This window comes from Streptococcus oralis (genome assembly GCF_003944215.1).
GTDB classification, from domain to species: Bacteria; Bacillota; Bacilli; order Lactobacillales; family Streptococcaceae; genus Streptococcus; species Streptococcus oralis_BI.
This window is the reverse complement of record NZ_RJVZ01000004.1, coordinates 48,969-71,993: the sequence shown is the minus strand read 5'-3', so window position 1 is coordinate 71,993 and position 23,025 is coordinate 48,969. Positions and strand designations below refer to the sequence as shown.

Annotated in this window: 25 protein-coding genes, 1 tRNA gene and 1 other RNA gene; 21 read left to right on the top strand and 6 right to left on the bottom strand. The window is 43.0% G+C overall.

The window, feature by feature from the left end; translation table 11 throughout:
* Nucleotides 1–95 precede the first annotated feature (95 nt).
* Together pdxS and pdxT are read left to right on the top strand one after the other, a co-directional pair.
* Complete coding sequence (gene pdxS, locus D8804_RS03415; RefSeq protein ID WP_045616888.1) at nucleotides 96–971, top strand: pyridoxal 5'-phosphate synthase lyase subunit PdxS; 876 nt, start codon at nucleotides 96–98, stop codon at nucleotides 969–971.
* Nucleotides 972–1,553, top strand: coding sequence for a pyridoxal 5'-phosphate synthase glutaminase subunit PdxT (pdxT, locus tag D8804_RS03410; protein ID WP_045616889.1), 582 nt, complete (start codon nucleotides 972–974; stop codon nucleotides 1,551–1,553).
* Nucleotides 1,554–1,572: 19 nt separating this feature from the next.
* On the opposite strand, the gene trhA is transcribed toward pdxT, so the two are convergent.
* Nucleotides 1,573–2,220: a PAQR family membrane homeostasis protein TrhA gene (gene trhA, locus D8804_RS03405; RefSeq protein WP_001097972.1), complete on the bottom strand. Its 648-nt coding sequence runs from the start codon at nucleotides 2,218–2,220 to the stop codon at nucleotides 1,573–1,575.
* Nucleotides 2,217–2,663: a DUF1836 domain-containing protein gene (locus D8804_RS03400; protein WP_001087578.1), complete on the bottom strand. Its 447-nt coding sequence runs from the start codon at nucleotides 2,661–2,663 to the stop codon at nucleotides 2,217–2,219. The genes trhA and D8804_RS03400 overlap by 4 nt, the downstream gene beginning before the upstream one ends.
* 134 nt (nucleotides 2,664–2,797) lie before the next feature.
* Between D8804_RS03400 and D8804_RS03395 the strand changes: the two genes are divergently transcribed.
* From D8804_RS03395 to trxB, 7 genes are all read left to right on the top strand, one after another.
* Complete coding sequence (locus tag D8804_RS03395; protein ID WP_125398833.1) at nucleotides 2,798–3,292, top strand: GNAT family N-acetyltransferase; 495 nt, start codon at nucleotides 2,798–2,800, stop codon at nucleotides 3,290–3,292.
* A complete protein-coding gene (locus D8804_RS03390; protein ID WP_125398832.1) occupies nucleotides 3,289–3,804 on the top strand; it encodes a methylated-DNA--[protein]-cysteine S-methyltransferase in 516 nt (171 codons plus the stop codon). Before D8804_RS03395 ends, D8804_RS03390 begins: the two co-directional genes overlap by 4 nt.
* A 12-nt stretch (nucleotides 3,805–3,816) precedes the next feature.
* A complete protein-coding gene (locus D8804_RS03385) occupies nucleotides 3,817–4,173 on the top strand; it encodes an arsenate reductase family protein (protein ID WP_125398831.1) in 357 nt (118 codons plus the stop codon).
* A gap of 156 nt (nucleotides 4,174–4,329) precedes the next feature.
* A complete protein-coding gene (locus tag D8804_RS03380) occupies nucleotides 4,330–5,130 on the top strand; it encodes an amino acid ABC transporter permease (RefSeq protein ID WP_125398830.1) in 801 nt (266 codons plus the stop codon).
* Nucleotides 5,130–5,873: an amino acid ABC transporter ATP-binding protein gene (locus D8804_RS03375; protein ID WP_125398829.1), complete on the top strand. Its 744-nt coding sequence runs from the start codon at nucleotides 5,130–5,132 to the stop codon at nucleotides 5,871–5,873. Before D8804_RS03380 ends, D8804_RS03375 begins: the two co-directional genes overlap by 1 nt.
* Before the next feature lie 77 nt (nucleotides 5,874–5,950).
* Nucleotides 5,951–6,175, top strand: a complete 225-nt coding sequence (locus D8804_RS03370) for a DUF4059 family protein (protein ID WP_000926602.1) — start codon at nucleotides 5,951–5,953, stop codon at nucleotides 6,173–6,175.
* Between the two features lie 65 nt (nucleotides 6,176–6,240).
* The gene (gene trxB / locus D8804_RS03365; RefSeq protein WP_125398828.1) at nucleotides 6,241–7,152 is read left to right on the top strand and encodes a thioredoxin-disulfide reductase; all 912 of its coding nucleotides are present in this window, start codon (nucleotides 6,241–6,243) and stop codon (nucleotides 7,150–7,152) included.
* Between the two features lie 36 nt (nucleotides 7,153–7,188).
* Here the strand turns inward: trxB and rlmB are convergent, their stop codons facing one another.
* A complete protein-coding gene (gene rlmB, locus D8804_RS03360) occupies nucleotides 7,189–7,917 on the bottom strand; it encodes a 23S rRNA (guanosine(2251)-2'-O)-methyltransferase RlmB (protein WP_125398827.1) in 729 nt (242 codons plus the stop codon).
* A 44-nt stretch (nucleotides 7,918–7,961) separates the two neighbouring features.
* On the bottom strand, nucleotides 7,962–8,573 hold the full coding sequence (gene def, locus D8804_RS03355; protein WP_125398826.1) for a peptide deformylase: 612 nt from the start codon (nucleotides 8,571–8,573) through the stop codon (nucleotides 7,962–7,964).
* A gap of 164 nt (nucleotides 8,574–8,737) precedes the next feature.
* Between def and D8804_RS03350 the strand changes: the two genes are divergently transcribed.
* The 4 genes from D8804_RS03350 to ssrA all read left to right on the top strand — a co-directional run bounded on the left by D8804_RS03350 (nucleotide 8,738) and on the right by ssrA (nucleotide 11,942).
* Nucleotides 8,738–10,048 (top strand): CapA family protein, encoded by a 1,311-nt coding sequence (locus tag D8804_RS03350; protein ID WP_125398825.1) that lies wholly within the window; start codon nucleotides 8,738–8,740, stop codon nucleotides 10,046–10,048.
* A gap of 21 nt (nucleotides 10,049–10,069) precedes the next feature.
* Nucleotides 10,070–10,897: a Cof-type HAD-IIB family hydrolase gene (locus tag D8804_RS03345; RefSeq protein ID WP_125398824.1), complete on the top strand. Its 828-nt coding sequence runs from the start codon at nucleotides 10,070–10,072 to the stop codon at nucleotides 10,895–10,897.
* A 1-nt stretch (nucleotide 10,898) separates the two neighbouring features.
* Complete coding sequence (locus D8804_RS03340; RefSeq protein WP_125398823.1) at nucleotides 10,899–11,534, top strand: SGNH/GDSL hydrolase family protein; 636 nt, start codon at nucleotides 10,899–10,901, stop codon at nucleotides 11,532–11,534.
* A gap of 60 nt (nucleotides 11,535–11,594) precedes the next feature.
* Nucleotides 11,595–11,942: a transfer-messenger RNA gene (gene ssrA / locus D8804_RS03335) on the top strand.
* Between the two features lie 144 nt (nucleotides 11,943–12,086).
* Here the strand turns inward: ssrA and D8804_RS03330 are convergent.
* A tRNA-Ser gene (locus D8804_RS03330) sits at nucleotides 12,087–12,174 on the bottom strand.
* 161 nt (nucleotides 12,175–12,335) lie between these two features.
* On the opposite strand from D8804_RS03330, the gene D8804_RS03325 reads away from it, so the two are divergent.
* The 4 genes from D8804_RS03325 (at nucleotide 12,336) to D8804_RS03310 (ending at nucleotide 18,323) form a co-directional block, all read left to right on the top strand.
* Nucleotides 12,336–13,076: a DeoR/GlpR family DNA-binding transcription regulator gene (locus tag D8804_RS03325; protein WP_125398822.1), complete on the top strand. Its 741-nt coding sequence runs from the start codon at nucleotides 12,336–12,338 to the stop codon at nucleotides 13,074–13,076.
* On the top strand, nucleotides 13,073–13,984 hold the full coding sequence (pfkB, locus tag D8804_RS03320) for a 1-phosphofructokinase (protein WP_125398821.1): 912 nt from the start codon (nucleotides 13,073–13,075) through the stop codon (nucleotides 13,982–13,984). Before D8804_RS03325 ends, pfkB begins: the two co-directional genes overlap by 4 nt.
* Nucleotides 13,981–15,933, top strand: a complete 1,953-nt coding sequence (locus tag D8804_RS03315) for a fructose-specific PTS transporter subunit EIIC (protein ID WP_125398820.1) — start codon at nucleotides 13,981–13,983, stop codon at nucleotides 15,931–15,933. The genes pfkB and D8804_RS03315 overlap by 4 nt, the downstream gene beginning before the upstream one ends.
* A gap of 86 nt (nucleotides 15,934–16,019) precedes the next feature.
* Entirely contained in the window at nucleotides 16,020–18,323 is a 2,304-nt protein-coding gene (locus tag D8804_RS03310) for a DNA translocase FtsK (protein ID WP_125398819.1), read from the top strand.
* Between the two features lie 44 nt (nucleotides 18,324–18,367).
* Here D8804_RS03310 and D8804_RS03305 read toward each other — a convergent pair whose 3' ends face one another.
* Entirely contained in the window at nucleotides 18,368–18,793 is a 426-nt protein-coding gene (locus D8804_RS03305) for a DUF6556 family protein (RefSeq protein WP_125398818.1), read from the bottom strand.
* A 137-nt stretch (nucleotides 18,794–18,930) separates the two neighbouring features.
* On the opposite strand from D8804_RS03305, the gene D8804_RS03300 reads away from it, so the two are divergent.
* From D8804_RS03300 to D8804_RS03285, 4 genes are all read left to right on the top strand, one after another.
* On the top strand, nucleotides 18,931–20,073 hold the full coding sequence (locus tag D8804_RS03300; protein WP_125398817.1) for a cysteine desulfurase family protein: 1,143 nt from the start codon (nucleotides 18,931–18,933) through the stop codon (nucleotides 20,071–20,073).
* Nucleotides 20,074–20,081: 8 nt separating this feature from the next.
* A complete protein-coding gene (thiI, locus tag D8804_RS03295; protein ID WP_125398816.1) occupies nucleotides 20,082–21,296 on the top strand; it encodes a tRNA uracil 4-sulfurtransferase ThiI in 1,215 nt (404 codons plus the stop codon).
* 136 nt (nucleotides 21,297–21,432) lie between these two features.
* Entirely contained in the window at nucleotides 21,433–22,257 is an 825-nt protein-coding gene (locus D8804_RS03290) for an alpha/beta hydrolase (protein ID WP_125398815.1), read from the top strand.
* Nucleotides 22,258–22,277: 20 nt separating this feature from the next.
* Nucleotides 22,278–23,018: an esterase family protein gene (locus D8804_RS03285; protein WP_038805022.1), complete on the top strand. Its 741-nt coding sequence runs from the start codon at nucleotides 22,278–22,280 to the stop codon at nucleotides 23,016–23,018.
* Nucleotides 23,019–23,025 lie beyond the last annotated feature (7 nt).

Here is a 23,025-nt window from a genome sequence, read left to right as displayed (position 1 = left end):
TACCCAGACAATTATTATTTTTCTATCTTGTACTTCATTCTAATCTGGCTTAAAATGAAATGGTAGCTACCAATACAAATGATGAGGATTAAGAAATGACTGAAAATCGTTATGAACTAAATAAAAACTTGGCACAGATGCTCAAAGGTGGGGTTATCATGGACGTTCAGAACCCTGAACAGGCTCGTATCGCAGAGGCTGCTGGTGCGGCAGCTGTTATGGCCTTGGAGCGGATTCCAGCTGATATTCGTGCAGCTGGTGGAGTTTCTCGTATGAGTGATCCAAAGATGATTAAGGAAATCCAAGAAGCGGTCAGTATTCCAGTGATGGCCAAGGTCAGAATCGGGCATTTTGTTGAAGCTCAGATTTTAGAGGCTATTGAGATTGACTATATCGATGAGAGTGAAGTGCTGTCTCCAGCAGACGATCGTTTCCATGTGGACAAGAAAGAATTCCAAGTTCCTTTTGTCTGTGGAGCTAAGGATTTGGGTGAAGCCTTGCGTCGTATCGCTGAGGGAGCTTCCATGATTCGGACAAAAGGAGAACCGGGTACAGGAGATATCGTCCAAGCCGTTCGCCATATGCGTATGATGAATCAAGAAATTCGCCGCATTCAAAACCTCCGTGAAGATGAACTTTATGTGGCAGCAAAAGAACTCCAAGTCCCTGTAGAATTGGTCCAATACGTTCATGAACATGGAAAATTACCAGTTGTTAACTTCGCAGCCGGAGGTGTGGCAACACCAGCAGATGCTGCGCTGATGATGCAATTGGGAGCAGAGGGCGTCTTTGTCGGTTCAGGTATTTTCAAGTCAGGAGATCCTGTTAAACGAGCAAGTGCTATTGTTAAGGCCGTAACCAACTACCAAAATCCTCAAATTCTGGCTCAAATCTCTGAAGACCTAGGGGAAGCCATGGTTGGTATCAATGAGAATGAAATCCAAATTCTCATGGCTGAGCGAGGAAAATAGATGAAAATTGGAATATTGGCCTTGCAAGGTGCCTTTGCAGAACATGCAAAAGTGCTAGATAAACTAGGAGTCTCTAGTGTCGAAATCAGAAATTTAGAGGATTTTCAACAACATCAGAGTGACTTGGTGGGTTTGATATTACCTGGCGGTGAGTCTACAACCATGGGCAAGCTCTTGCGCGACCAGAACATGCTGCTTCCCATCCGAGAAGCCATTCTATCTGGATTACCCGTTTTTGGGACCTGTGCGGGCTTGATTTTGCTGGCTAAGGAAATCACTTCTCAGGAAGAAAGTCATCTTGGAACCATGGATATAGTGGTTGAGCGCAATGCTTATGGGCGCCAACTAGGAAGCTTCTATACAGAGGCAGAATGTAAGGGAGTTGGCAAGATTCCCATGACCTTTATCCGTGGACCGATTATCAGTAGTGTTGGAGAGGGTGTAGAAATTTTAGCAACAGTAGACGATCAAATCGTTGCAGCTCAAGAAGAGAATATGCTGGTGACCTCTTTTCATCCTGAGTTAACAGATGATGCTCGCTTGCACCAGTATTTTATCAATATGTGTAAAGAAAAAAGTTGAGAAAAGATTCTCAACTTTTTTACATGTAATAAACAATAGCGATGTACTGAAGTGCAGATGCTGCTAGGATAAAGAGATGCCAAATCATGTGGAAATAAGGTTTTTTCTTAGCGTAAAATCCAGCTCCAACTGTATAACAGAGCCCACCAGTTACCATGAGACTCCAGAAAATTGGTGTTGTTTGACTGATAATGGCAGGAATGATAGCCAGAACCAACCAGCCCATGATCAGGTAAAGGGCAAGGCTGAATTTCTCATTGACCTTTTTAGCAAAGATTTTATAAAGGATGCCAAAGATGGTCGTTCCCCACTGAATGGCAATGATCAGATAGCCAAACCAGTTATTCATCAAAGTCAATACGACCGGCGTATAAGAGCCCGCGATAGCCACGTAAATCATAGAATGGTCGATGATTCGCAAGACGTATTTGTGGGTCGAACCATAGGCCATAGAGTGGTAAATGGTTGACGAGAGGAACATGAGAAAGAGACTGATAACAAAGATAGAAACGCCAAAAGATGATAAAAATCCGTGTGCTTCATAACTATAGGTGGATGAAATGGGGAGTAGGATGAGCATGATAACGGCACCCACAGCATGGGTCACGCTATTAGCAATTTCCTCTCCAAAACTGAGTTTTTTACTGAGTTTTAGACTGGTATTCATTGGATTTCCTCCTCTTCTTTGATAAGGATTAAGTCTAGAGTTTGATGATAGAGTTTAACCGTTTGACAGCTAGTTTGGATAATAGGATTTTCTGGATCAATCCCATGGTTCATGTAGTCTACAAAAGCATCGTAGAGCTGGTCTGAGCTCGCTTGAGTTTGCAGAGTATTAAGGGTCTGAGCGATTTCTTGGATCGAAAAGACAGACTTGAGAGTGGTGATGGCAATCAAACGGGCGATCTGTTTGCGTTGGTATTTTTTCTTATCTGGCTTTGTTAGGTAACCATGTTTGACATAGTTATTGACCATGGATGCTGTTAACCCCTTGTCTTTATCTGGAGAGATAGGGGCGCAGACCTGATTGACATAAAGTAAAACCTGATCCAGATAGAGGTCAATGTTTGGAATGTCTTCCCATTTTGGGTAGGAAAAGTTAGAATTCATTTCCAACTCCTTTTTATCTAGTTTAAATAACTAGATTATAAAATAATAGAAAACAAAAGTCAAGTTTCAACTGCTTGTAGAAAGCTTTAAATTATGCTATGATGAGAGAAAAAAGTTAGAAATGAGGGGAAAAGATGGAGATTCGTTTAGCTTTTCCAAACGAAGTTGATGCGATTATGCAGGTGATGGAGGATGCTAAAAAGTGCTTAGCCAAGTCTGGTAGCGACCAGTGGCAAAATGGCTATCCAAATGCGGATATCATTATTGATGATATCATCTCAGGTCAAGCCTATGTGGCCTTGGAAGAAGGAGAACTGCTAGCTTATGCTGCTGTGACCAAGAGCCCAGAGGAAACCTATGAAGCCATTTATGAAGGAAGTTGGCAGGGGGGAGAGTCAGAATATCTGGTCTTTCACCGTATCGCTGTGGCAGCAGATGTCCAAGGGCAGGGAGTTGCTCAGACTTTCCTAGAAGGCTTGATTGAAGGATTTGATTACCTGGATTTTCGCTCAGATACGCATGCAGAAAACAAGGCCATGCAGCATATCTTTGAAAAGCTAGGTTTCCAGCAGGTTGGTAAGGTTCCAGTTGATGGGGAACGTTTGGCCTATCAGAAATTAAAAAAATGAAGCAGAAAAAGTACGCAAAAATGCTTTACCCGTCGCCAATTGGAACCTTATCCTTAGTTGCTGACGAGCAATATCTGTATGGAATTTGGGTACAGGACCAAAGTCATTTTGAGAGGGGATTAGGAGATGAAACGATAGAAGAAGTTGCTAGCCATCCTGTATTAGAGCAAGTTATTTCCTATTTAGATACCTATTTCGAAGGCAGTGTTCAGGATCTATCTGACTTACCTTTGGCTCCTATTGGAACAGATTTTGAAAAGCGAGTCTGGGCTTACTTACAGGCCATTCCTTATGGTCAGACAGTGACTTACGGACAAATAGCGCAGGACCTGCAAGTAGCTTCTGCCCAAGCGATCGGCGGAGCAGTGGGGCGTAATTCCTGGTCCGTCCTCGTCCCCTGTCATCGAGTGCTAGGGTCAGGCAATCGTCTGACAGGCTATGCATCGGGAGTCGAAAAGAAAGCCTGGCTCTTGCAGCATGAAGGCGCAACATTTCAAGAAAATAAAAAATAGAAAGAAAAGAAGATGTTAGAATTTATCGAATACCCAAAATGTTCAACTTGTAAGAAAGCAAAAAATGAATTGGATAAACTTGGTGTGGACTACAAAGCTGTCCACATCGTAGAAGAAACCCCAAGTGAAGACGTGATTTTGAACTGGTTGGAAACTTCCGGTTTTGAAGTGAAACAATTTTTCAATACCAGCGGGATCAAATACCGTGAAATGGGCTTGAAAGATAAGGTGGGAAGTTTGTCAAAACAAGAAGCAGCTAAACTTCTAGCGAGTGATGGCATGTTATTGAAACGTCCAATTTTGGTGGAGAATGGTGCTGTTAAACAAATCGGCTATAGAAAACCCTATGAGGACTTAGGTTTGAGATAGTTTTTATTTATCTCCTTGATAGGTAAAATATATAGCCTCCCTGTTTTAAAGTGTGATAAACTAGAAGATAGACAAAATCTAATCAGCCCGTAGCAAATAATTTGCTTGCGAGCAGAAGTATGGTAGAATGAATCATTATCAGGAGAGGATGTTTTTATGACTGTTACAACATTTTTAGCATCAGATTGGTACCAAAGTTTGATGCAACTCATTCCGGATGGTAAGCTCTTTAGTTTGCGTTCGGTCTTTGATGGAATTCCAAGGATTGTCCAGCAACTGCCTACAACCTTGATGTTGACGCTTGGAGGTGCACTCTTTGGTCTGATACTTGCCTTGATTTTTGCCATTGTTAAGATCAATCGTGTTAAGGTTCTATATCCTTTGCAGGCCTTTTTCGTCAGCTTCTTAAAAGGCACCCCAATCCTAGTCCAACTTATGTTGACCTACTACGGAATTCCTTTGGCACTGAAAGCTATTAACCAGCAATGGGGTACTGGTCTCAATATCAATGCGATTCCAGCGGCACTTTTTGCGATTGTGGCCTTTGCTTTTAATGAGGCGGCTTATGCAAGTGAAACGATTCGTGCAGCCATCCTTTCTGTTAATCCAGGTGAAATTGAGGCGGCGCGTAGTCTTGGTATGACTCGAGCGCAAGTTTATCGTCGTGTGATTATTCCTAATGCAGCGGTGGTAGCTACTCCAACCTTGATCAATTCCCTCATCGGTTTGACCAAGGGAACTTCTCTAGCCTTTAGTGCGGGTGTTGTGGAGGTCTTTGCCCAAGCTCAGATTTTGGGTGGAGCCGATTATCGCTATTTTGAGCGCTTCATCTCCGTTGCCCTCGTTTATTGGGTGGTCAATATCGGAATTGAAAGCCTCGGTCGTTTCATTGAAAAGAAAATGGCTATTTCAGCCCCAGACACAGTGTCTACAGATGTGAAAGGAGACCTTCGTTAATGATTAAGATTTCGAATTTAAGTAAATCCTTTTCAGGACAGACAGTCTTGAATCATCTGAACTTGGATATCCAAAAAGGTGAGGTAGTGGCTTTGATTGGTTCATCTGGAGCTGGGAAATCAACCTTTCTTCGTAGTTTGAACTATCTTGAAACTCCAGATAGTGGAACGATTCAAATTGACAATTTTAAAGTTGATTTTTCTCGGATTAGCCAAGAAGAGATTTTGACCCTTCGTCGCAAGCTATCCATGGTTTTTCAACAGTTCAATTTGTTTGAACGCCGAACAGCCCTTGACAATGTCAAGGAAGGCTTGGTTGTTGTTAAGAAATTATCGGACGAGGAAGCAACTAAAATCGCCAAGGAAGAGTTGGCCAAGGTTGGTCTTTCTGACCGTGAACAGCATTATCCTCGCCACTTATCAGGTGGACAAAAGCAACGGGTTGCTCTAGCGCGTGCCCTCGCTATGAAACCAGACGTTTTGCTCTTGGATGAACCAACGTCAGCACTGGACCCAGAATTGGTCGGAGAAGTAGAAAAGTCTATTGCAGACGCCGCTAAGTCTGGTCAGACCATGATCTTGGTTAGTCACGATATGTCTTTTGTAGCCCAAGTGGCAGATAAAATTTTGTTCCTAGATAAAGGGAAAATCATCGAGTCAGGCACACCGGATGAAATCATCAATCATCCGAAAGAAGAACGAACAAAAGAATTCTTCGCTAGTTACAAACGAACTTATATTTGATATAATAGAAAAAGGAAAACTCAGTTAGTTGGACTAGCTGAGTTTACTCTTTAAAAAAGATAGAAACGAGAGAGATCATGCTGCTGCAACTGTTTTCTTTATATTTCGAGAGTTTGATCTTAACGACCATTCTCGTCGTGATTTTTTTAGGGATTTGGATTGGATTGCGAGCTATGTCTGGTGTGGACAAGACAGCCAAGGCCCGTCAAGCCCATCTCTATGATATGATCATGATTGGGGTTTTGGTGATTCCAGTATTATCCTTTGCCGTCATGAGTCTCATTTTAGTTTTTAGAGCATAATGCTTGCTAAATAAACTTCAAACAGTTAGAATAAAGATAGTTACAACAAGAAAGAAGGAATCAAAATGTACGATACGATTATTGTCGGTGCTGGACCTGCGGGAATGACCGCTGCCTTATATGCTGCTCGTAGCAATCTGAAAGTGGCTTTGATTGAAGGTGGTCTGCCAGGCGGGCAAATGAATAACACATCTGATATTGAAAACTATCCAGGTTATGCCAACATCAGTGGACCTGAATTGGCTGAAAAGATGTTTGAACCACTTGAAAACCTTGGAGTGGAGCATCTTTATGGTTATGTTGAAAATATTGAAGACCAAGGTGACTATAAGAAGGTAATCACTGATGATCAAGTTTACGAAACCCGTACTGTCATCGTGGCAACTGGGTCAAAACACCGTCTCTTGGGAGTTCCCGGAGAAGAAGAACTGAATAGTCGTGGTGTTTCCTATTGTGCAGTCTGTGATGGAGCTTTCTTCCGTGATCAAGACTTGCTCGTAGTCGGTGGTGGAGATTCAGCGGTAGAAGAAGCCCTCTTCTTGACTCGCTTTGCCAAGTCTGTCACTATCGTTCACCGTCGCGACCAACTTCGTGCTCAAAAGGTTTTGCAAGACCGTGCCTTTGCAAATGAGAAAGTCAACTTTATCTGGGACTCTGTAGTCAAGGAAATTAAAGGTGAAAACCGAGTAGAATCAGTTGTATTTGAAAATGTTAAAACAGGGCAAGTGACAGAACAAGCTTTCGGTGGTGTCTTTATCTATGTTGGGCTGGACCCTGTTAGTGATTTTGTCAAAGAATTGAATATTCAAGATCAGGCAGGATGGATTGTGACAGACAACCACATGAAGACTGCCGTTAATGGTATCTTTGCAGTTGGGGATGTTCGCCAGAAAGACCTTCGCCAAGTGACAACAGCAGTTGGAGATGGGGCTATCGCAGGTCAAGAAGCCTATAAATTTATTACAGAACATAGTTAAGCAAAAAAGTTTCCGATCAACTGATCGGAAACTTTTTTATAGTCGGTTTCGGAAAACTTCGTACATGAGAATGGCTGCAGCAACACTGGCATTGAGGCTTTGAACATGCCCATTCATCGGAATGGTAATCATCTCATCAACCTGTTTTTTGATGTTACTAGAGATGCCTTTTCCTTCATTTCCGATGATGAGGGCGATTTTCCCTTTTGTATTCCACTTGTGGCAAGGGGTTCCATTCATATCTGTTCCAAAAGTCCAGAAACCTTCATCCTTGAGTTTGTCTAGAGTTTGACTCAGATTGGTCACTCGGGCAATCGGTACATGCTCAATAGCCCCAGTAGCCGTTTTGGCAACGACAGGAGTAACTCCAACGGCACGGTGCTTGGGAATGATGACTCCTGAAACATTGGTAGCATCAGCAGTTCTCAAGATAGAACCTAGATTATGGGGGTCAGTTAGCCCGTCCAGAATCAATAGAAGTGGATTTTCTTCTTGTCGTGTTTTTGCAAGGATGTGATCCAGCTCGCTATAGGCAAATTCGGAAACTCGAAGGACAAATCCTTGATGGACAGCGCCTTCGGTCATTTCAGAGAGGGATTTTTTTGAAGTCCAAGAAACGGACACCTTCTTTTCTGTAGCTAGTTCCTTGACTTTCTCAACATTTTTGCCTCTGAGATCTTCTTGGAGGTAGAGTTTGTTTCCTGTATTTGCAAGGAGGGCTTCTGTAACGGCATGGACGCCATAGACAATATCATTTGTTTTCATGCCACTATTATAACACAAAACCCCGTCTTGCAACGGGATTTTCTTTATTCGAGAATTAGTAAACCATCTTTAACAGCAAATGGGTCTTTTTCATTGATACGATCGTAAAACATGATTCCGTTTAGATGATCAATTTCATGTTGGACAACGATGGAGTTGTAACCTTTGAGCTTGATACGATGTTTTTCGCCGTCCTTGTCAAAGTAATCAACAGTGACGCGGGCATGACGGACAACATAGCCAGGTATGTTTCGGTCAACAGATAGGCAACCTTCTCCTTCGCCAAGAGCAGCGTCCTGAACAGAGTGGGATACGATTTTTGGATTGTACATAATGGCTTGTAAATCGTAGGCTTCCTGTGGAGTTTCACCTTCTTCCACAATATTGGGCACTAAAACAGCGATTATGCGTTTTGAGATATCGAGTTGGGGAGCAGCAAGTCCAACACCACCACGGAGTCCCATCTTTTCTGCCATGACAGGATCTTGGGAATGTTTAAGGAATTGCATCATCTTTTCACCAAGGATTATATCTTGATCACTCAATGGAAAAGTCACTTCCTCAGCAACCGCGCGTAGAGTTGGGTTTCCCTCACGGATAATATCTTTCATATCAATCAAATGAGCAGCTTTTGTAATACGTTCTATAGCAGACATTTTCTCTCCTTTCATTACCTCTACATGATAACACAAAATAGATCAGAAAGAAAGTCACAGAAGTTCCTAAAAAATAATATAATAAACGGGATTTCCCTTTTGTCTGTGGTATTCTGTGGTATAATAAAAGAAAAGACTTGCAGTAAAAGCAAGGGGGGATAAAGATGGAAAAGCGACAAGATAGACGGTCTCGTGGTTCTCTTTATGGTGTGTGGAGAACTAGTGTTGGTTTCTTTCGAAATTATAAATCTTGGACCAATGCCCAGTTTATTGCTGTTTTGCTGCTTGCAGTTGCCTTGTCCATGGGGCTGAACTTGTTGGTTCGAGCAGTACAAGGTAACAAGATAACAAGTTCTAACAGTCAGACTACAACGTCTAGTCAATCCAAAGAAAATCAGTCTGGTGAAACGACGGCTCGTATCATGGCAAATGGTGATCTTCTCTACCATATCCCCATCTACCGAACAGCTCTTAAAGAAGACGGGACCTATGATTTCCATGAAAATTTTGAGTATGTCAAACCATGGCTCAAGCAAGCGGATTTGGTGATTGGTGACTTTGAAGGAACTGTGAACAAGGACCACTACTTGGCAGGTTATCCTCTCTTTAATGCACCTGGAGAAGTCATGGATGCGATCAAGGATGCAGGCTACCAAGTTCTAGATTTGGCTCATAATCATATTTTGGATTCTCAAATTGAGGGAGTAGTTTCAACGGCTCAAGCTATTGAAAAGGCTGGAATGACACCCATCGGAGTCTACACACATGAATCCCGTGACCAAGCCCCTATAGTCATCAAGGAAGTCAATGGAATCAAGGTAGCTCTCCTAGCCTATTCCTATGGCTTTAATGGCATTGAACAATCTATTTCCCAAGAGGACTATAATCGCTATCTTTCTGACTTAGACGAAGAAAAGATGAAGGCAGAAATCGAGCGTGCTGAGAAGGAAGCAGATATTACTGTCATCATGCCTCAGATGGGAATTGAGTACCAGCTAGAACCGACGGAAGAACAAAAAACACTGTACCACAAGATGATTGACTGGGGAGCTGATATTATCTTTGGAGGGCATCCTCACGTCGTTGAACCTGCCGAAACGGTTGAAAAAGATGGTGACAAAAAACTGATCATCTACTCCATGGGGAATTTCCTCTCAAATCAACGCATTGAAACCATGCAAGATGAGGAAAATGCCAAGTGGACGGAGCGCGGTGTTCTCATGGATGTGACCATTAAGAAAAAAGATGGCAAGACTAGGATTGAAACTGCCAAAGCGCATCCTACTTGGGTCAATCGAACACCCAAAGGGACTTACTCTCCAGAAGGTTATCCGCTCTTCCTCTATCAGACCTATATCCTAGAGGACTTCATCGAGGGAGGCAGTTACCGTGACAAGTTGGACGAGGCGACCAAGGAACGTATTGACACGGCCTATAAAGAAATGAATGAACATGTAGGGTTGAAGTGGGACTAGCTTGAATCCAGAGGAAGTAAAATGACGATTAAGATTATTGCGACAGATATGGATGGAACCTTGCTGGATCCGAGAGGTCAGCTGGATCTGCTCCGCTTGGAAAAGATCTTAGATCAGCTGGATCAAAGGGATATCCGTTTTGTCATTGCGACGGGGAATGAAATTCATCGTATGAGAGAATTGTTGGGACACTTGGCGAGTAGAGTTGTCCTAGTCGTTGCCAATGGTGCTCGTATTTTTGAAAACAATAAACTGGTTCAAGCTCAGACCTGGGATGATGCTATGGTTGACAAGGCTCTCCTTCATTTTAAAGGGAGGGAGTGTCGAGATCAGTTCGTCGTCACTAGTATGAATGGTGGTTTTGTTAAGAAAGGCACTGTTTTTACAGAACTTGATAAATTTATGACTCCTGAGATGATTGAAAAACTTTACCAAAGGACCAATTTTGTGGATGAGCTAAACTCAGACCTCTTTGGTGGAGTGCTTAAAATGAGCATGGTCGTTGGTGAAGAGCGATCGAGTTCTGTTTTGCAGGAAATTAATGACCTCTTTGATGGGCGTGTAAGAGCTGTTTCCAGCGGTTATGGTTGCATTGACATCCTCCAAGCCGGGATTCATAAAGCATGGGGATTGGAAGAATTACTCAAGCGCTGGGATTTGAAATCGGAACAAATCATGGCTTTTGGTGATAGCGAAAATGATGTTGAGATGTTGGAGCTGGCTGGAATTGCCTATGCTATGGAAAATGCAGATGATGAGGCTAAGGCAGTTGCGACTGCTCTAGCACCAGCTAACAGCCAGGCGGGTGTTTATCAGGTTCTAGAAAATTGGTTAGAGAAAGAGGGATAAGGTGGCAGTACAGTTATTAGAAAATTGGCTCTTAAAGGAGCAGGAAAAGATTCAAACCAAGTATCGTGAATTGAATCAAATTTCTGTTCTAGATCCAGATATCATCTTTATCGGAGATTCGATAGTGGAATATTACCCTCTGCAAGAGTTGTTTGGGACGGCAAAGACGATTGTCAATCGAGGCATCCGAGGTTACCAGACGGGACTTTTATTAGAGAATTTGGATGCCCATCTTTATGGTGGAGCTGTGGATCAAATTGTTCTCTTAATTGGGACAAATGATATCGGAAAAGATGTTCCTATGAATGAATCCTTGGATAATCTTGAGCGTGTGATTCAATCGATTAACCGAGATTATCCGCTGTCACAAATAAAGCTCCTTTCCATTTTGCCAGTCAATGAAGGAAAAGAATACAAGCAGACTGTTTATATCCGAACCAATGAAAAGATTAGAGAATGGAGTCAAGCCTATGAGGCTCTAGCATCCGCCTATATGCAGGTAGATTTTGTGCCGATTTATGATAGTTTGACAGATTCAGAAGGACAGCTTCAATCAGCCTATACAACGGATGGGCTTCATCTAAGTGTGGCCGGTTATCAAGCCTTATCAGAGTCCTTGAAAACATATCTTTTCTAAAGAAACGCCTTGATTTTGCATTTTTTATGAAGATAGGTTATAATGGTTCTATCGTCTTTTGGGGTCGTTACGGATTCGACAGGCATTATGAGGCATATTTTGCAACCCGTGTGGCGACGTAAACGCTCAGTTAAATATAACTGCAAAAAATAACACTTCTTACGCTCTAGCTGCCTAAAAACCAGCAGGCGTGACCCGATTTGGATTGCTCGTGTTCAATGACAGGTCTTATGATTAGCGAGATACGATCAAGCCTTGTCTAGTGGTTTGATAAGAGATTGATAGACTCGCAGTTCTTAGGCTTGAGTTATGTGTCGAGGGACTGTTAAAACAATACATAACCTATGGTTGTAGACAAATATGTTGGCAGGTGTTTGGACGTGGGTTCGACTCCCACCGGCTCCATTATTCCTTTGCATTCTTTCGCATTCCTTGGCAAAACGTTGTTAAATCAACGTTTTTTATTTTTGTCTTTGGTATTCTTTTGCGAAAAAAGGATACAAAAAGGATACAACGTTTTTGTTGTATCCCCAAAATAATTTTTCTTTTCTACGGAAGACATGGGATTCGAACCCACGCACGCTGTTACACGCCTACCGCGTTTCCAACACGGCCTCTTAAGCCTCTTGAGTAATCTTCCAATACTTACTCAAATAGTCTACCATAAAGCTACTTATCTTGCAATAAAAATGTTGGAATTGACAAAAATGATAGTTTTTGAAAGAAAATGATAAAAAATGCTTGACTTTGATAGAAATTGTGTTAGAATGAATAGTGTAAACGATAACAGGAGGTGATTTGGTGTTAAAAACTGAGCGGAAACAACTGATTTTAGAGGAACTTAATCAGCATCAAGTGGTTTCTTTAGAAAAGTTAGTTAGTTTGTTAAAAACGTCAGAATCAACGGTTCGAAGAGACTTGGATGAGTTGGAAGCAGAAAACAAGCTTCGCCGTGTGCATGGTGGAGCAGAATTGCCCCACTCCTTGCAGGAAGAAGAAACCATTCAAGAAAAATCTGTCAAAAACCTTCAGGAAAAGAAATTGCTTGCTCAGAAAGCAGCCTCTCTCATCAAGGAAAAAGATGTTATCTTTATCGACGCTGGAACAACAACCGCTTTTTTGATCAAGGAATTGGTTAATAAGGAGATCACAGTTGTAACCAACTCCATTCACCATGCGGTTCAGCTGGTTGAAAAGCAGATTCCAACTGTCATGGTTGGAGGTAGTGTCAAGATGGCGACAGATGCTAGCATCGGGGGCGTTGCACTTAACCAGATTAACCAGTTGCATTTTGATCGTGCCTTTATCGGGATGAATGGAGTGGACGATGGTTATTATACGACTCCTGATATGGAGGAGGGAGCCGTTAAGCGTGCTATTTTAGAGAATGCCAAACAAACCTATGTCTTAGTCGATTCGTCTAAGATTGGACAAACTTGCTTTGCCAAGGTAGCACCTCTCAAACGCGCTATTGTCATCACAAGTCAAGGGAATGAGCTCTTGCAGGCTATTAAGGAGAAAACGGAGGTAATTGAAGTATGATTTATACAGTCACACTCAATCCGTCTATTGACTATATCGTTCGCTTGGACCAAGTTCAAGTTGGAAGTGTCAATCGTATGGACAGTGATGATAAGTTTGCTGGTGGGAAAGGAATCAATGTCAGTCGTGTTTTGAAACGCTTGGATATTCCAAATACAGCGACTGGATTTATCGGTGGCTTTACTGGTAAATTTATCACAGATACTTTAGCAGAGGAAGAAATCGAGACACGTTTTGTCCAAGTGGTAGAAGATACTCGTATCAATGTTAAAATCAAGGCGAATCAAGAAACAGAAATCAACGGAACGGGTCCAAATGTTGAATCAACTCAGCTAGAAGAGTTGAAAGCTATTCTTTCAAGTTTAACAGCAGAAGATACGGTGGTGTTTGCTGGTTCAAGCGCTAAAAATCTAGGGAATGTCATCTACAAAGATCTGATTGCCTTGACGCGCCAGACTGGTGCACAAGTGGTTTGTGACTTTGAAGGACAGACCTTGATTGATAGTTTGGACTACCAGCCACTTTTGGTTAAACCAAACAATCACGAACTTGGAGCTATCTTTGGAGTGAAACTCGAAAGTTTAGATGAAATCGAGAACTATGCTCGAGAATTGTTGGCCAAAGGAGCTCAAAACGTTATCATCTCTATGGCTGGAGACGGTGCACTTCTTGTCACATCTGAGGGAGCTTACTTCGCTAAACCAATTAAGGGAACAGTGAAAAATTCAGTGGGAGCTGGTGACTCTATGGTTGCTGGATTTACAGGTGAATTTGTCAAATCTAAAGATGCAGTAGAAGCCTTCAAATGGGGAGTAGCTTGTGGAACAGCAACTACCTTCTCAGATGACTTGGCAACAGCGGAATTTATTAAAGAAACATATGAAAAAGTTGAGGTAGAAAAACGATGAAAATTCAAGACCTATTGAGAAAAGATGTCATGTTGCTGGATTTGCAGGCGACTGAAAAAACAGCAGCTATCGAAGAGATGATTCATAGCTTGGTAGATCACGGTTATGTGACGGATTTTGAAACCTTTAAAGAAGGAATTTTGGCGCGTGAAGCTCTTACTTCCACTGGTTTGGGTGACGGAATTGCTATGCCTCACAGCAAGAACTCTGCTGTCAAAGAAGCAACGGTTCTCTTTGCTAAGTCAAACAAGGGTGTTGACTATGAGAGCTTGGATGGACAAGCAACTGACCTCTTCTTTATGATTGCGGCTCCAGAAGGTGCAAATGACACCCACTTAGCAGCCCTAGCAGAATTGTCTCAATACTTGATGAAAGATGGTTTCGCTGACAAACTTCGCCAAGTAACATCTGCAGATCAAGTTATCGAACTATTTAACCAAGCTTCAGAAAAAGCTGAGGAGCCTGTTCAAGCACCTGCCAATGACTCTGGTGATTTTATCGTTGCTGTTACGGCTTGTACAACAGGGATTGCCCACACTTACATGGCCCAAGAAGCCCTTCAAAAGGTGGCTGCTGAAATGGGGGTTGGGATCAAGGTTGAGACTAATGGTGCCAGCGGTGTTGGGAACCAATTGACTGCAGAGGACATTCGCAAGGCTAAAGCTGTTATCATCGCAGCAGATAAGGCTGTTGAGATGGATCGTTTTGATGGCAAACCATTGATCAACCGTCCAGTTGCAGACGGTATCCGTAAGACAGAAGAATTGATCAACTTGGCTCTTTCAGGAGATGCTGAAGTTTATCGTGCCGCTAATGGAGCAAAAGCTGCAACAGCCTCTAACGAAAAACAAAGCCTTGGTGGTGCCTTCTACAAACACTTGATGAGTGGTGTATCTCAAATGTTGCCATTCGTTATCGGTGGTGGTATCATGATTGCCCTTGCTTTCTTGATTGATGGTGCTATGGGTGTGCCACAAGATAGTCTTGGCAATCTCGGTTCTTACCATGAGCTAGCTTCTATGTTCATGAAAATTGGTGGAGCGGCCTTTGGCTTGATGCTTCCGGTTTTTGCAGGATACGTAGCATACTCTATCGCTGAAAAACCAGGTTTAGTAGCTGGTTTCGTGGCAGGTGCTATTGCCAAAGAAGGTTTTGCCTTTGGTAAAATTCCTTATGCCGCAGGTGGAGAAGCAACTTCAACTCTTGCAGGTGTCTCATCTGGTTTCCTAGGTGCCCTTGTTGGTGGATTTATCGCAGGTGCTTTAGTTCTTGCTATCAAGAAATACGTTAAAGTTCCTCGTTCACTTGAAAGTGCTAAATCAATCCTTCTCTTGCCACTTCTTGGAACAATCTTGACAGGATTTGTCATGCTGGCTGTTAACATCCCAATGGCAGCAATCAACACTGCCATGAATGACTTTCTAGGCGGCCTTGGAGGAGGTTCAGCTGTCCTTCTCGGTATCGTTCTTGGTGGAATGATGGCTGTCGACATGGGTGGACCAGTCAACAAAGCTGCCTATGTCTTTGGTACAGGTACGCTTGCAGCGACTGTTTCTTCAGGTGGTTCTGTAGCTATGGCAGCAGTTATGGCTGGAGGAATGGTTCCACCACTTGCTATCTTTGTCGCAACCCTTCTTTTCAAAGATAAATTTACCAAAGAAGAACGTAACTCTGGTTTGACAAACATCATCATGGGCTTGTCATTCATCACTGAAGGTGCGATTCCGTTTGGTGCAGCTGACCCAGCTCGTGCTATCCCAAGCTTCATCCTTGGTTCTGCGGTGGCAGGCGGACTCGTTGGTCTTGCAGGAATCAAACTCATGGCACCACACGGAGGAATCTTCGTCATTGCCCTTACTTCAAATGCCCTACTTTACCTAGTCTTTGTCTTGATTGGAGCAATCGTAAGCGGTGTGGTTTATGGTTACCTACGCAAACCACAAGCATAAAAAGGTATCAAAATAGAAAGATTGTACCCTTTGGTGCAATCTTTTTCTCTGTTCGAAATGGCTGTGAAATATGGTATAATAAAAGAATGGCAAACAAGAATACTATAAAAACAAGACGGAGACCGTCTAAAGCAGAACTCGAAAGAAAACAGGCTATCCAGAGGATGTTGATTTCTTTAGGAATTGCCTTATTGTTGATTATTGCAGCCCTCAAGCTCGGTGCGGCGGGTATTACCCTTTATAATCTCATCCGACTGGTGGTCGGGAGTTTGGCTTATGTGGCCATTGGAGCCTTTCTCATTTATCTCTTTCTATTTAAATGGTTACGTAAGCAAGAGGGGCTTCTGTCAGGCTTTCTCTGTATCTTCGCTGGCTTGCTCTTGATTTTTGAGGCCTACTTGGTATGGAAATATGGCTTGGAGCAGTCAGTTCTAAAAGGGACCCTGTCTCAAGTTATGACGGACCTGACTGGTATCCGGGTGACGAGCTTTGCTGGTGGAGGCCTGCTAGGTGTCGGACTTTATGTCCCCACTGCCTTTCTTTTCTCAAATATCGGCTCCTACTTTATTGGAGTTCTCTTGATTCTAGTTGGGGCACTCTTGGTCAGTCCTTGGTCTATTTATGATGTTGCAGCCTTTATTGGAGCTCAGTTCAGATCCTTCATGGAAAAACAGGAACAGAGAAAACAGGAACGCTTTATCAAGAGGGAAGAAGAAAAGGCTCGTCAAGAAGCTGAAGAAGCTGCCAGAATTCAGAGAGAACAAGAAGAACAGGATGCACCACCGCTTCCTCCTGTAGATCCTGAAACGGGAGAAATCTTATCAGAGGTACCAGACTACGATTTCCCCCCAATTCCTGAGGAGGAATGGACTGAACCCGAGATTATCCTTCCTCAAGCTGACGTTGAAGTTCCAGACGAGGAAGACTTTGAAGATGAAGAAGTGCAGGTTGATTTTTCTGCCAAGGAAGCCCTTGAATACAAGCTACCAAACTTGCAACTCTTTGCGCCAGATAAACCCAAAGATCAGTCCAAGGAAAAGAAGATTGTTCGAGAAAATATCAAAATCCTAGAAGAAACCTTTGCTAGCTTCGGTATCAAGGTAACGGTGGAACGGGCTGAAATCGGCCCATCTGTTACCAAGTATGAAGTCAAGCCAGCAGTGGGAGTCCGAGTTAATCGCATTTCCAATCTGGCAGATGACTTAGCGCTAGCTTTGGCGGCCAAGGATGTTCGGATTGAGGCTCCAATACCTGGTAAATCCTTAGTCGGAATTGAAGTACCTAACTCTGAAATTGCGACCGTTTCCTTCCGAGAACTCTGGGAACAGTCTCAGACTAAACCAGAAAATCTCCTCGAAATTCCTCTGGGTAAGGCTGTCAATGGAACTGCTCGAACCTTTGACCTTTCCAAAATGCCCCACCTACTCGTTGCAGGTTCGACGGGATCAGGGAAATCAGTCGCAGTTAACGGTATTATCGCTAGCATTCTCATGAAAGCAAGACCAGACCAGGTCAAGTTTATGATGGTCGATCCAAAGATGGTTGAGTTATCGGTTTACAATGACATTCCTCACCTCTTGATTCCAGTTGTGACTAATCCACGCAAGGCCAGCAAGGCTCTGCAAAAGGTTGTGGATGAGATGGAAAACCGTTATGAGCTTTTTGCAAAGGTCGGTGTGCGCAATATCGCTGGTTATAATGCCAAGGTCGAAGAATTCAATGCCCAGTCTGAGTACAAACAAGTACCACTACCTTTGATTGTTGTCATTGTGGACGAGTTGGCAGATCTCATGATGGTGGCCAGCAAGGAAGTGGAAGATGCCATCATCCGTCTCGGACAGAAGGCGCGTGCTGCAGGGATTCACATGATTCTCGCAACGCAGCGCCCATCGGTTGATGTCATCTCTGGTCTCATCAAGGCCAATGTCCCATCTCGAGTGGCTTTTGCGGTTTCATCAGGTACGGATTCACGAACCATCTTGGATGAAAATGGGGCTGAAAAACTGCTTGGTCGAGGAGATATGCTCTTTAAACCAATTGATGAAAATCACCCAGTCCGTCTGCAAGGATCCTTTATCTCGGATGATGATGTTGAACGCATTGTAAACTTCATCAAGGCGCAGGCTGATGCGGACTACGATGATAGCTTTGACCCAGGAGACGTCCCAGATAATGAAGGAGATTTCTCTGACGGTGAAGCTGGTGGCGATCCGCTCTTTGAAGAAGCAAAGGCTCTGGTTATCGAGACGCAGAAAGCTAGTGCTTCTATGATTCAGCGTCGTTTGTCGGTTGGATTTAACCGTGCAACTCGCCTTATGGAAGAACTTGAAACGGCAGGTATCATCGGTCCGGCTGAAGGAACCAAACCACGAAAAGTATTGCAACAATAAAAAAATAGCTTCTTTCCAAATATGGAAGGAAGCTATTTTAGTGGCTACTGGCTCGTTTTATTTTCTGAATTCGTCGTATTTGACTGTGTTCCGCTATCGCTTGTTTCTTTATTTGTAGCAGGTGTAGAAGAGTCCTGAGTTGTTGTTTTCTGTTCTTCTTTTTTCTCCTCTTTCTTGTTGGATTGAGAAGTTTCTTCTTGTGGGCTATTTTCTTTAGTAGAAGTGTTGTCCTTGTTAGGTGTAGTATTTTCCTGAGGGGATTCCTTTTGAATTTCCTTGACAACAGTTGTTTGGGTTGTCGTCGGTTCTTTTTTGTTGTTTTTGTTATTATCCATGGCGTTCATGATGGTGATAGTAGCAGTTATCAGACCAAGGATACTACCGATGGTAGCAATCGTTTTTTGAAAGACAGTAAATCCCTTTTTGATGTGTTCTGTTTTTGGTTTTGAAGTTCTACGATAGTTAGACATGATACTCTCCTTTAATTATGATTTATTATACCTCATTTCTTTAAAAAAATCTTAAAAAAAGAGAAACTTCCCTTTCTTGTCGTAAGCTTCGTTTCATGATAAAATAGAAGGAGTGATTTTAGAAAGCGTGAGAAAACATGATCTACTTTGATAATTCGGCAACAACTAAGCCTTATCCTGAAGTTCTTGAGACCTATATGCAGGTCGCTTCGAAAATTGTAGGAAATCCATCCAGTCTCCATCGTTTGGGAGACCAGGCAACACGAATTTTAGATGCTTCCCGTCAGCAAATTGCAGATTTAATTGGCAAGAAGAGTGATGAAATCTTCTTTACCTCTGGTGGAACAGAAGGGGATAACTGGGTCATCAAGGGTGTGGCCTTTGAAAAAGCTCAGTTTGGCAAGCACATCATCGTATCAGCTATTGAGCATCCAGCAGTCAAGGAGTCAGCCCTCTGGCTGAAAAGTCAAGGTTTTGAGGTGGATTTTGCTCCAGTTGATGAGAAAGGGTTTGTGGATGTTGATGCTCTAGCGAATTTGATACGACCTGATACGACGCTTGTTTCAGTCATGGCTGTGAACAATGAAATCGGCTCTATCCAGCCCATTGAAGCTATTTCAAAACTCTTGGCAGACAAGCCAACTATTTCCTTCCACGTTGATGCAGTTCAGGCACTCGCTAAGATTCCGACTGAAAACTATCTGACAGATCGAGTGGATTTCGCGACCTTTTCGAGTCATAAGTTTCATGGTGTCAGAGGTGTTGGCTTTGTTTATATCAAGTCTGGTAAGAAAATTACGCCTCTTTTGACTGGTGGTGGCCAAGAGCACGATTATCGCTCGACAACTGAAAATGTGGCAGGGATTGCAGCGACAGCAAAGGCTCTCCGTTTATCTATGGAAAAGTTAGATATCTTTGCTAGTAAGACAGGGCAGATGAGATCAGTCATTCGCCAAGCACTTTTGGATTATCTAGATATTCTTATCTTTTCAGATGAGGAAGACTTCGCCCCTCATATTTTGACTTTTGGGATTAAGGGTGTTCGTGGTGAAGTCATCGTTCACGCATTTGAAGACTATGATATTTTCATTTCCACAACCTCTGCTTGTTCATCCAAGGCTGGAAAACCTGCGGGGACCTTGATTGCTATGGGAGTGGAGAAAGATAAGGCCCAGTCAGCTGTTCGCCTAAGCCTAGACCTTAAAAATGATATGAGTCAGGTTGAGCAGTTCTTGACCAAACTAAAATTAATTTACAATCAAACTAGAAAAGTAAGATAGGAGCATTCATGCAGTATTCAGAAATTATGATTCGCTACGGAGAGTTGTCAACCAAGGGCAAAAACCGTATGCGTTTCATCAATAAACTTCGCAATAACATTTCGGACGTTTTGTCCATCTATCCCCAAGTTAAGGTAACCGCTGATCGCGACCGTGCCCACGCTTACCTGAATGGAGCTGACTACACAGCAGTGGCAGAATCTCTCAAACAAGTCTTCGGAATTCAAAATTTTTCTCCAGTATATAAGGTTGAAAAGTCTGTTGAAACTCTCAAAGCTGCTGTGCAAGAGATTATGCAGGATATCTACAAGGAAGGTATGACCTTTAAGATTTCTAGTAAGCGTAGCGACCACAACTTTGAACTCGACAGTCGTGAACTTAACCAAACCCTTGGTGGATCTGTTTTCGACGTAATTCCTACTATTCAAGCCCAGATGAAAAATCCTGATATCACTCTTCAAGTGGAGATTCGTGAGGAGGCGGCCTATCTTTCCTATGAAACTATTCGTGGAGCAGGTGGCTTGCCTGTGGGAACTTCTGGTAAGGGCATGCTCATGTTGTCAGGTGGAATTGACTCACCTGTAGCAGGTTATCTTGCCCTTAAACGTGGAGTGGATATTGAAGCCGTTCACTTTGCTAGTCCACCTTATACTAGTCCTGGTGCCCTCAAGAAAGCCCAAGATTTGACCCGCAAATTGACCAAGTTTGGTGGCAATATCCAGTTTATCGAAGTGCCTTTTACTGAGATTCAAGAAGAAATCAAGGCCAAGGCGCCAGAAGCCTACCTCATGACCTTGACGCGTCGGTTTATGATGCGGATTACTGACCGTATTCGTGAAGTGAGAAAGGGTCTGGTCATTATCAATGGGGAGAGTCTAGGTCAAGTAGCGAGCCAGACCTTGGAAAGCATGCAGGCTATCAACGCTGTGACCAACACTCCCATCATTCGTCCCGTGGTTACTATGGACAAGTTGGAAATCATTGACATCGCGCAGGAAATCGATACCTTTGAAATTTCAATCCAGCCTTTTGAAGATTGCTGTACTATTTTTGCACCTGACCGTCCTAAGACCAATCCTAAGATAGAGAATGCAGAGCAGTATGAAAAACGCATGGATGTTGAAGGCTTGGTTGAGCGAGCAGTGGCTGGTATCATGATCACTGAGATTACACCTCAGGTTGAAAAAGATGAAGTCGATAACTTGATTGACAATCTCCTCTAATCAGAAAATCCAGAATAATTCAGAATATTAAGTGAGAAAAGTTAGTTATTTATCCTTAAAATGGACATTAACTGACTTTTTTTCTATTTTTATGGTATAATAAGATAAAATTTTGAATATAGAGAGTTTTCTGACAATGAATCATTCCTACTTTTATTTAAAAATGAAAGAACATAAACTCAAGGTTCCTTATACAGGAAAAGAGCGTCGTGTGCGTGTTCTTTTGCCTAAGGACTACGAAAAAGACACAGACCGTTTTTACCCTGTTGTTTACTTTCACGATGGGCAAAATGTCTTTTACAGCAAGGAGTCCTATATCGGACACTCTTGGAAGATTATTCCAGCCATTAAGCGAAACCCTGACATCAGCCGCATGATTGTTGTAGCCATCGACAATGATGGTTTGGGGCGGATGCATGAGTATGCGGCTTGGAAGTTCCAAGAATCTCCTATTCCAGGCCAGCAGTTTGGCGGTAAGGGCGTGGAGTATGCTGAGTTTGTCATGGAAGTGGTCAAGCCTTTTATCGATGAGACCTACCGTACCAAAGCTGATCGCCAACATACGGCTATGATTGGTTCGTCACTAGGAGGCAATATTACCCAGTTTATCGGGCTAGAGTACCAAGAGAGAATTGGTTGTCTAGGTGTCTTTTCATCTGCCAACTGGCTCCACCAAGAAGCCTTTAACCGCTACATCGAGCGTAAGAAATTGTCGCCTGATCAGCGCATTTTCATTTATGTAGGAACAGAAGAAGCAGACGATACGGACAAGACCCTGATGGCTGGCAATATCAAGCAAGCCTATATCGACTCATCGCTTCGCTATTACCATGATTTGATTGCAGGTGGAGTAGACTTGGATAATCTTGTTTTGAAAGTTCAGTCTGGTGCTATCCATAGTGAAATCCCTTGGTCGGAAAATTTACCAGACTGTCTTCGTTTTTTTGCAGAGAAATGGTAAGTTAGGAAAGGAGAAAGCCAATGCATATTGAAAACCTCAGCCACTGGAGTGGCCACCTCAACCGTGAAATGTACCTCAACCGTTATGGACATGCTGGGATTCCAGTTGTGGTTTTTGCTTCATCTGGTGGTAGTCACAATGAATACTATGATTTTGGCATGATAGATGCCTGTGCTTCCTTTATCGAGGAAGGCCGTGTCCAGTTCTTTACTCTCTCCAGTGTTGACAGTGAGAGCTGGCTGGCTACTTGGAAAAATAGTCATGACCAAGCGGAGATGCATCGAGCTTACGAACGCTATGTGATTGAGGAGGGCATTCCTTTTATCAAGCATAAGACAGGTTGGTTTGACGGTATGATGACGACAGGATGTTCGATGGGGGCCTATCATGCACTCAATTTTTTCCTCCAGCATCCAGATGTCTTTACCAAAGTGATTGCTCTCAGCGGTGTTTACGACGCACGTTTCTTTGTCGGCGATTACTACAATGACGATGCCATTTACCAAAACTCGCCAGTAGATTATATCTGGAACCAGAATGACGGCTGGTTTATCGATCGTTACCGTCAGGCGGAGATCGTCGTCTGTACGGGACTTGGTGCCTGGGAACAAGACGGTCTACCATCTTTCTACAAGCTCAAAGAAGCCTTTGACCAGAAACAAATTCCAGCCTGGTTTGCTGAATGGGGACACGATGTCGCCCACGACTGGGAATGGTGGCGTAAACAAATGCCCTATTTTCTTGGACACCTGTATCTATAAAAGGAGT

What these genes read in the sequence shown, in the direction of transcription:
- rlmB (WP_125398827.1), bottom strand. Translation starts at nt 7,917, where the DNA reads ATGAAAACAAATGATATTGTCTATGGCGTCCATGCCGTTACAGAAGCC.
- D8804_RS03390 (WP_125398832.1), top strand. Translation starts at nt 3,289, where the DNA reads ATGAAGCAGAAAAAGTACGCAAAAATGCTTTACCCGTCGCCAATTGGA.
- D8804_RS03400 (WP_001087578.1), bottom strand. Translation starts at nt 2,663, where the DNA reads ATGAATTCTAACTTTTCCTACCCAAAATGGGAAGACATTCCAAACATT.
- D8804_RS03350 (WP_125398825.1), top strand. Translation starts at nt 8,738, where the DNA reads ATGGAAAAGCGACAAGATAGACGGTCTCGTGGTTCTCTTTATGGTGTG.
- D8804_RS03300 (WP_125398817.1), top strand. Translation starts at nt 18,931, where the DNA reads ATGATCTACTTTGATAATTCGGCAACAACTAAGCCTTATCCTGAAGTT.
- D8804_RS03345 (WP_125398824.1), top strand. Translation starts at nt 10,070, where the DNA reads ATGACGATTAAGATTATTGCGACAGATATGGATGGAACCTTGCTGGAT.
- D8804_RS03380 (WP_125398830.1), top strand. Translation starts at nt 4,330, where the DNA reads ATGACTGTTACAACATTTTTAGCATCAGATTGGTACCAAAGTTTGATG.
- D8804_RS03315 (WP_125398820.1), top strand. Translation starts at nt 13,981, where the DNA reads ATGAAAATTCAAGACCTATTGAGAAAAGATGTCATGTTGCTGGATTTG.
- def (WP_125398826.1), bottom strand. Translation starts at nt 8,573, where the DNA reads ATGTCTGCTATAGAACGTATTACAAAAGCTGCTCATTTGATTGATATG.
- thiI (WP_125398816.1), top strand. Translation starts at nt 20,082, where the DNA reads ATGCAGTATTCAGAAATTATGATTCGCTACGGAGAGTTGTCAACCAAG.
- D8804_RS03305 (WP_125398818.1), bottom strand. Translation starts at nt 18,793, where the DNA reads ATGTCTAACTATCGTAGAACTTCAAAACCAAAAACAGAACACATCAAA.
- D8804_RS03310 (WP_125398819.1), top strand. Translation starts at nt 16,020, where the DNA reads ATGGCAAACAAGAATACTATAAAAACAAGACGGAGACCGTCTAAAGCA.
- pdxS (WP_045616888.1), top strand. Translation starts at nt 96, where the DNA reads ATGACTGAAAATCGTTATGAACTAAATAAAAACTTGGCACAGATGCTC.
- D8804_RS03375 (WP_125398829.1), top strand. Translation starts at nt 5,130, where the DNA reads ATGATTAAGATTTCGAATTTAAGTAAATCCTTTTCAGGACAGACAGTC.
- D8804_RS03285 (WP_038805022.1), top strand. Translation starts at nt 22,278, where the DNA reads ATGCATATTGAAAACCTCAGCCACTGGAGTGGCCACCTCAACCGTGAA.
- trxB (WP_125398828.1), top strand. Translation starts at nt 6,241, where the DNA reads ATGTACGATACGATTATTGTCGGTGCTGGACCTGCGGGAATGACCGCT.
- D8804_RS03290 (WP_125398815.1), top strand. Translation starts at nt 21,433, where the DNA reads ATGAATCATTCCTACTTTTATTTAAAAATGAAAGAACATAAACTCAAG.
- D8804_RS03385 (WP_125398831.1), top strand. Translation starts at nt 3,817, where the DNA reads ATGTTAGAATTTATCGAATACCCAAAATGTTCAACTTGTAAGAAAGCA.
- pdxT (WP_045616889.1), top strand. Translation starts at nt 972, where the DNA reads ATGAAAATTGGAATATTGGCCTTGCAAGGTGCCTTTGCAGAACATGCA.
- trhA (WP_001097972.1), bottom strand. Translation starts at nt 2,220, where the DNA reads ATGAATACCAGTCTAAAACTCAGTAAAAAACTCAGTTTTGGAGAGGAA.
- pfkB (WP_125398821.1), top strand. Translation starts at nt 13,073, where the DNA reads ATGATTTATACAGTCACACTCAATCCGTCTATTGACTATATCGTTCGC.
- D8804_RS03370 (WP_000926602.1), top strand. Translation starts at nt 5,951, where the DNA reads ATGCTGCTGCAACTGTTTTCTTTATATTTCGAGAGTTTGATCTTAACG.
- D8804_RS03395 (WP_125398833.1), top strand. Translation starts at nt 2,798, where the DNA reads ATGGAGATTCGTTTAGCTTTTCCAAACGAAGTTGATGCGATTATGCAG.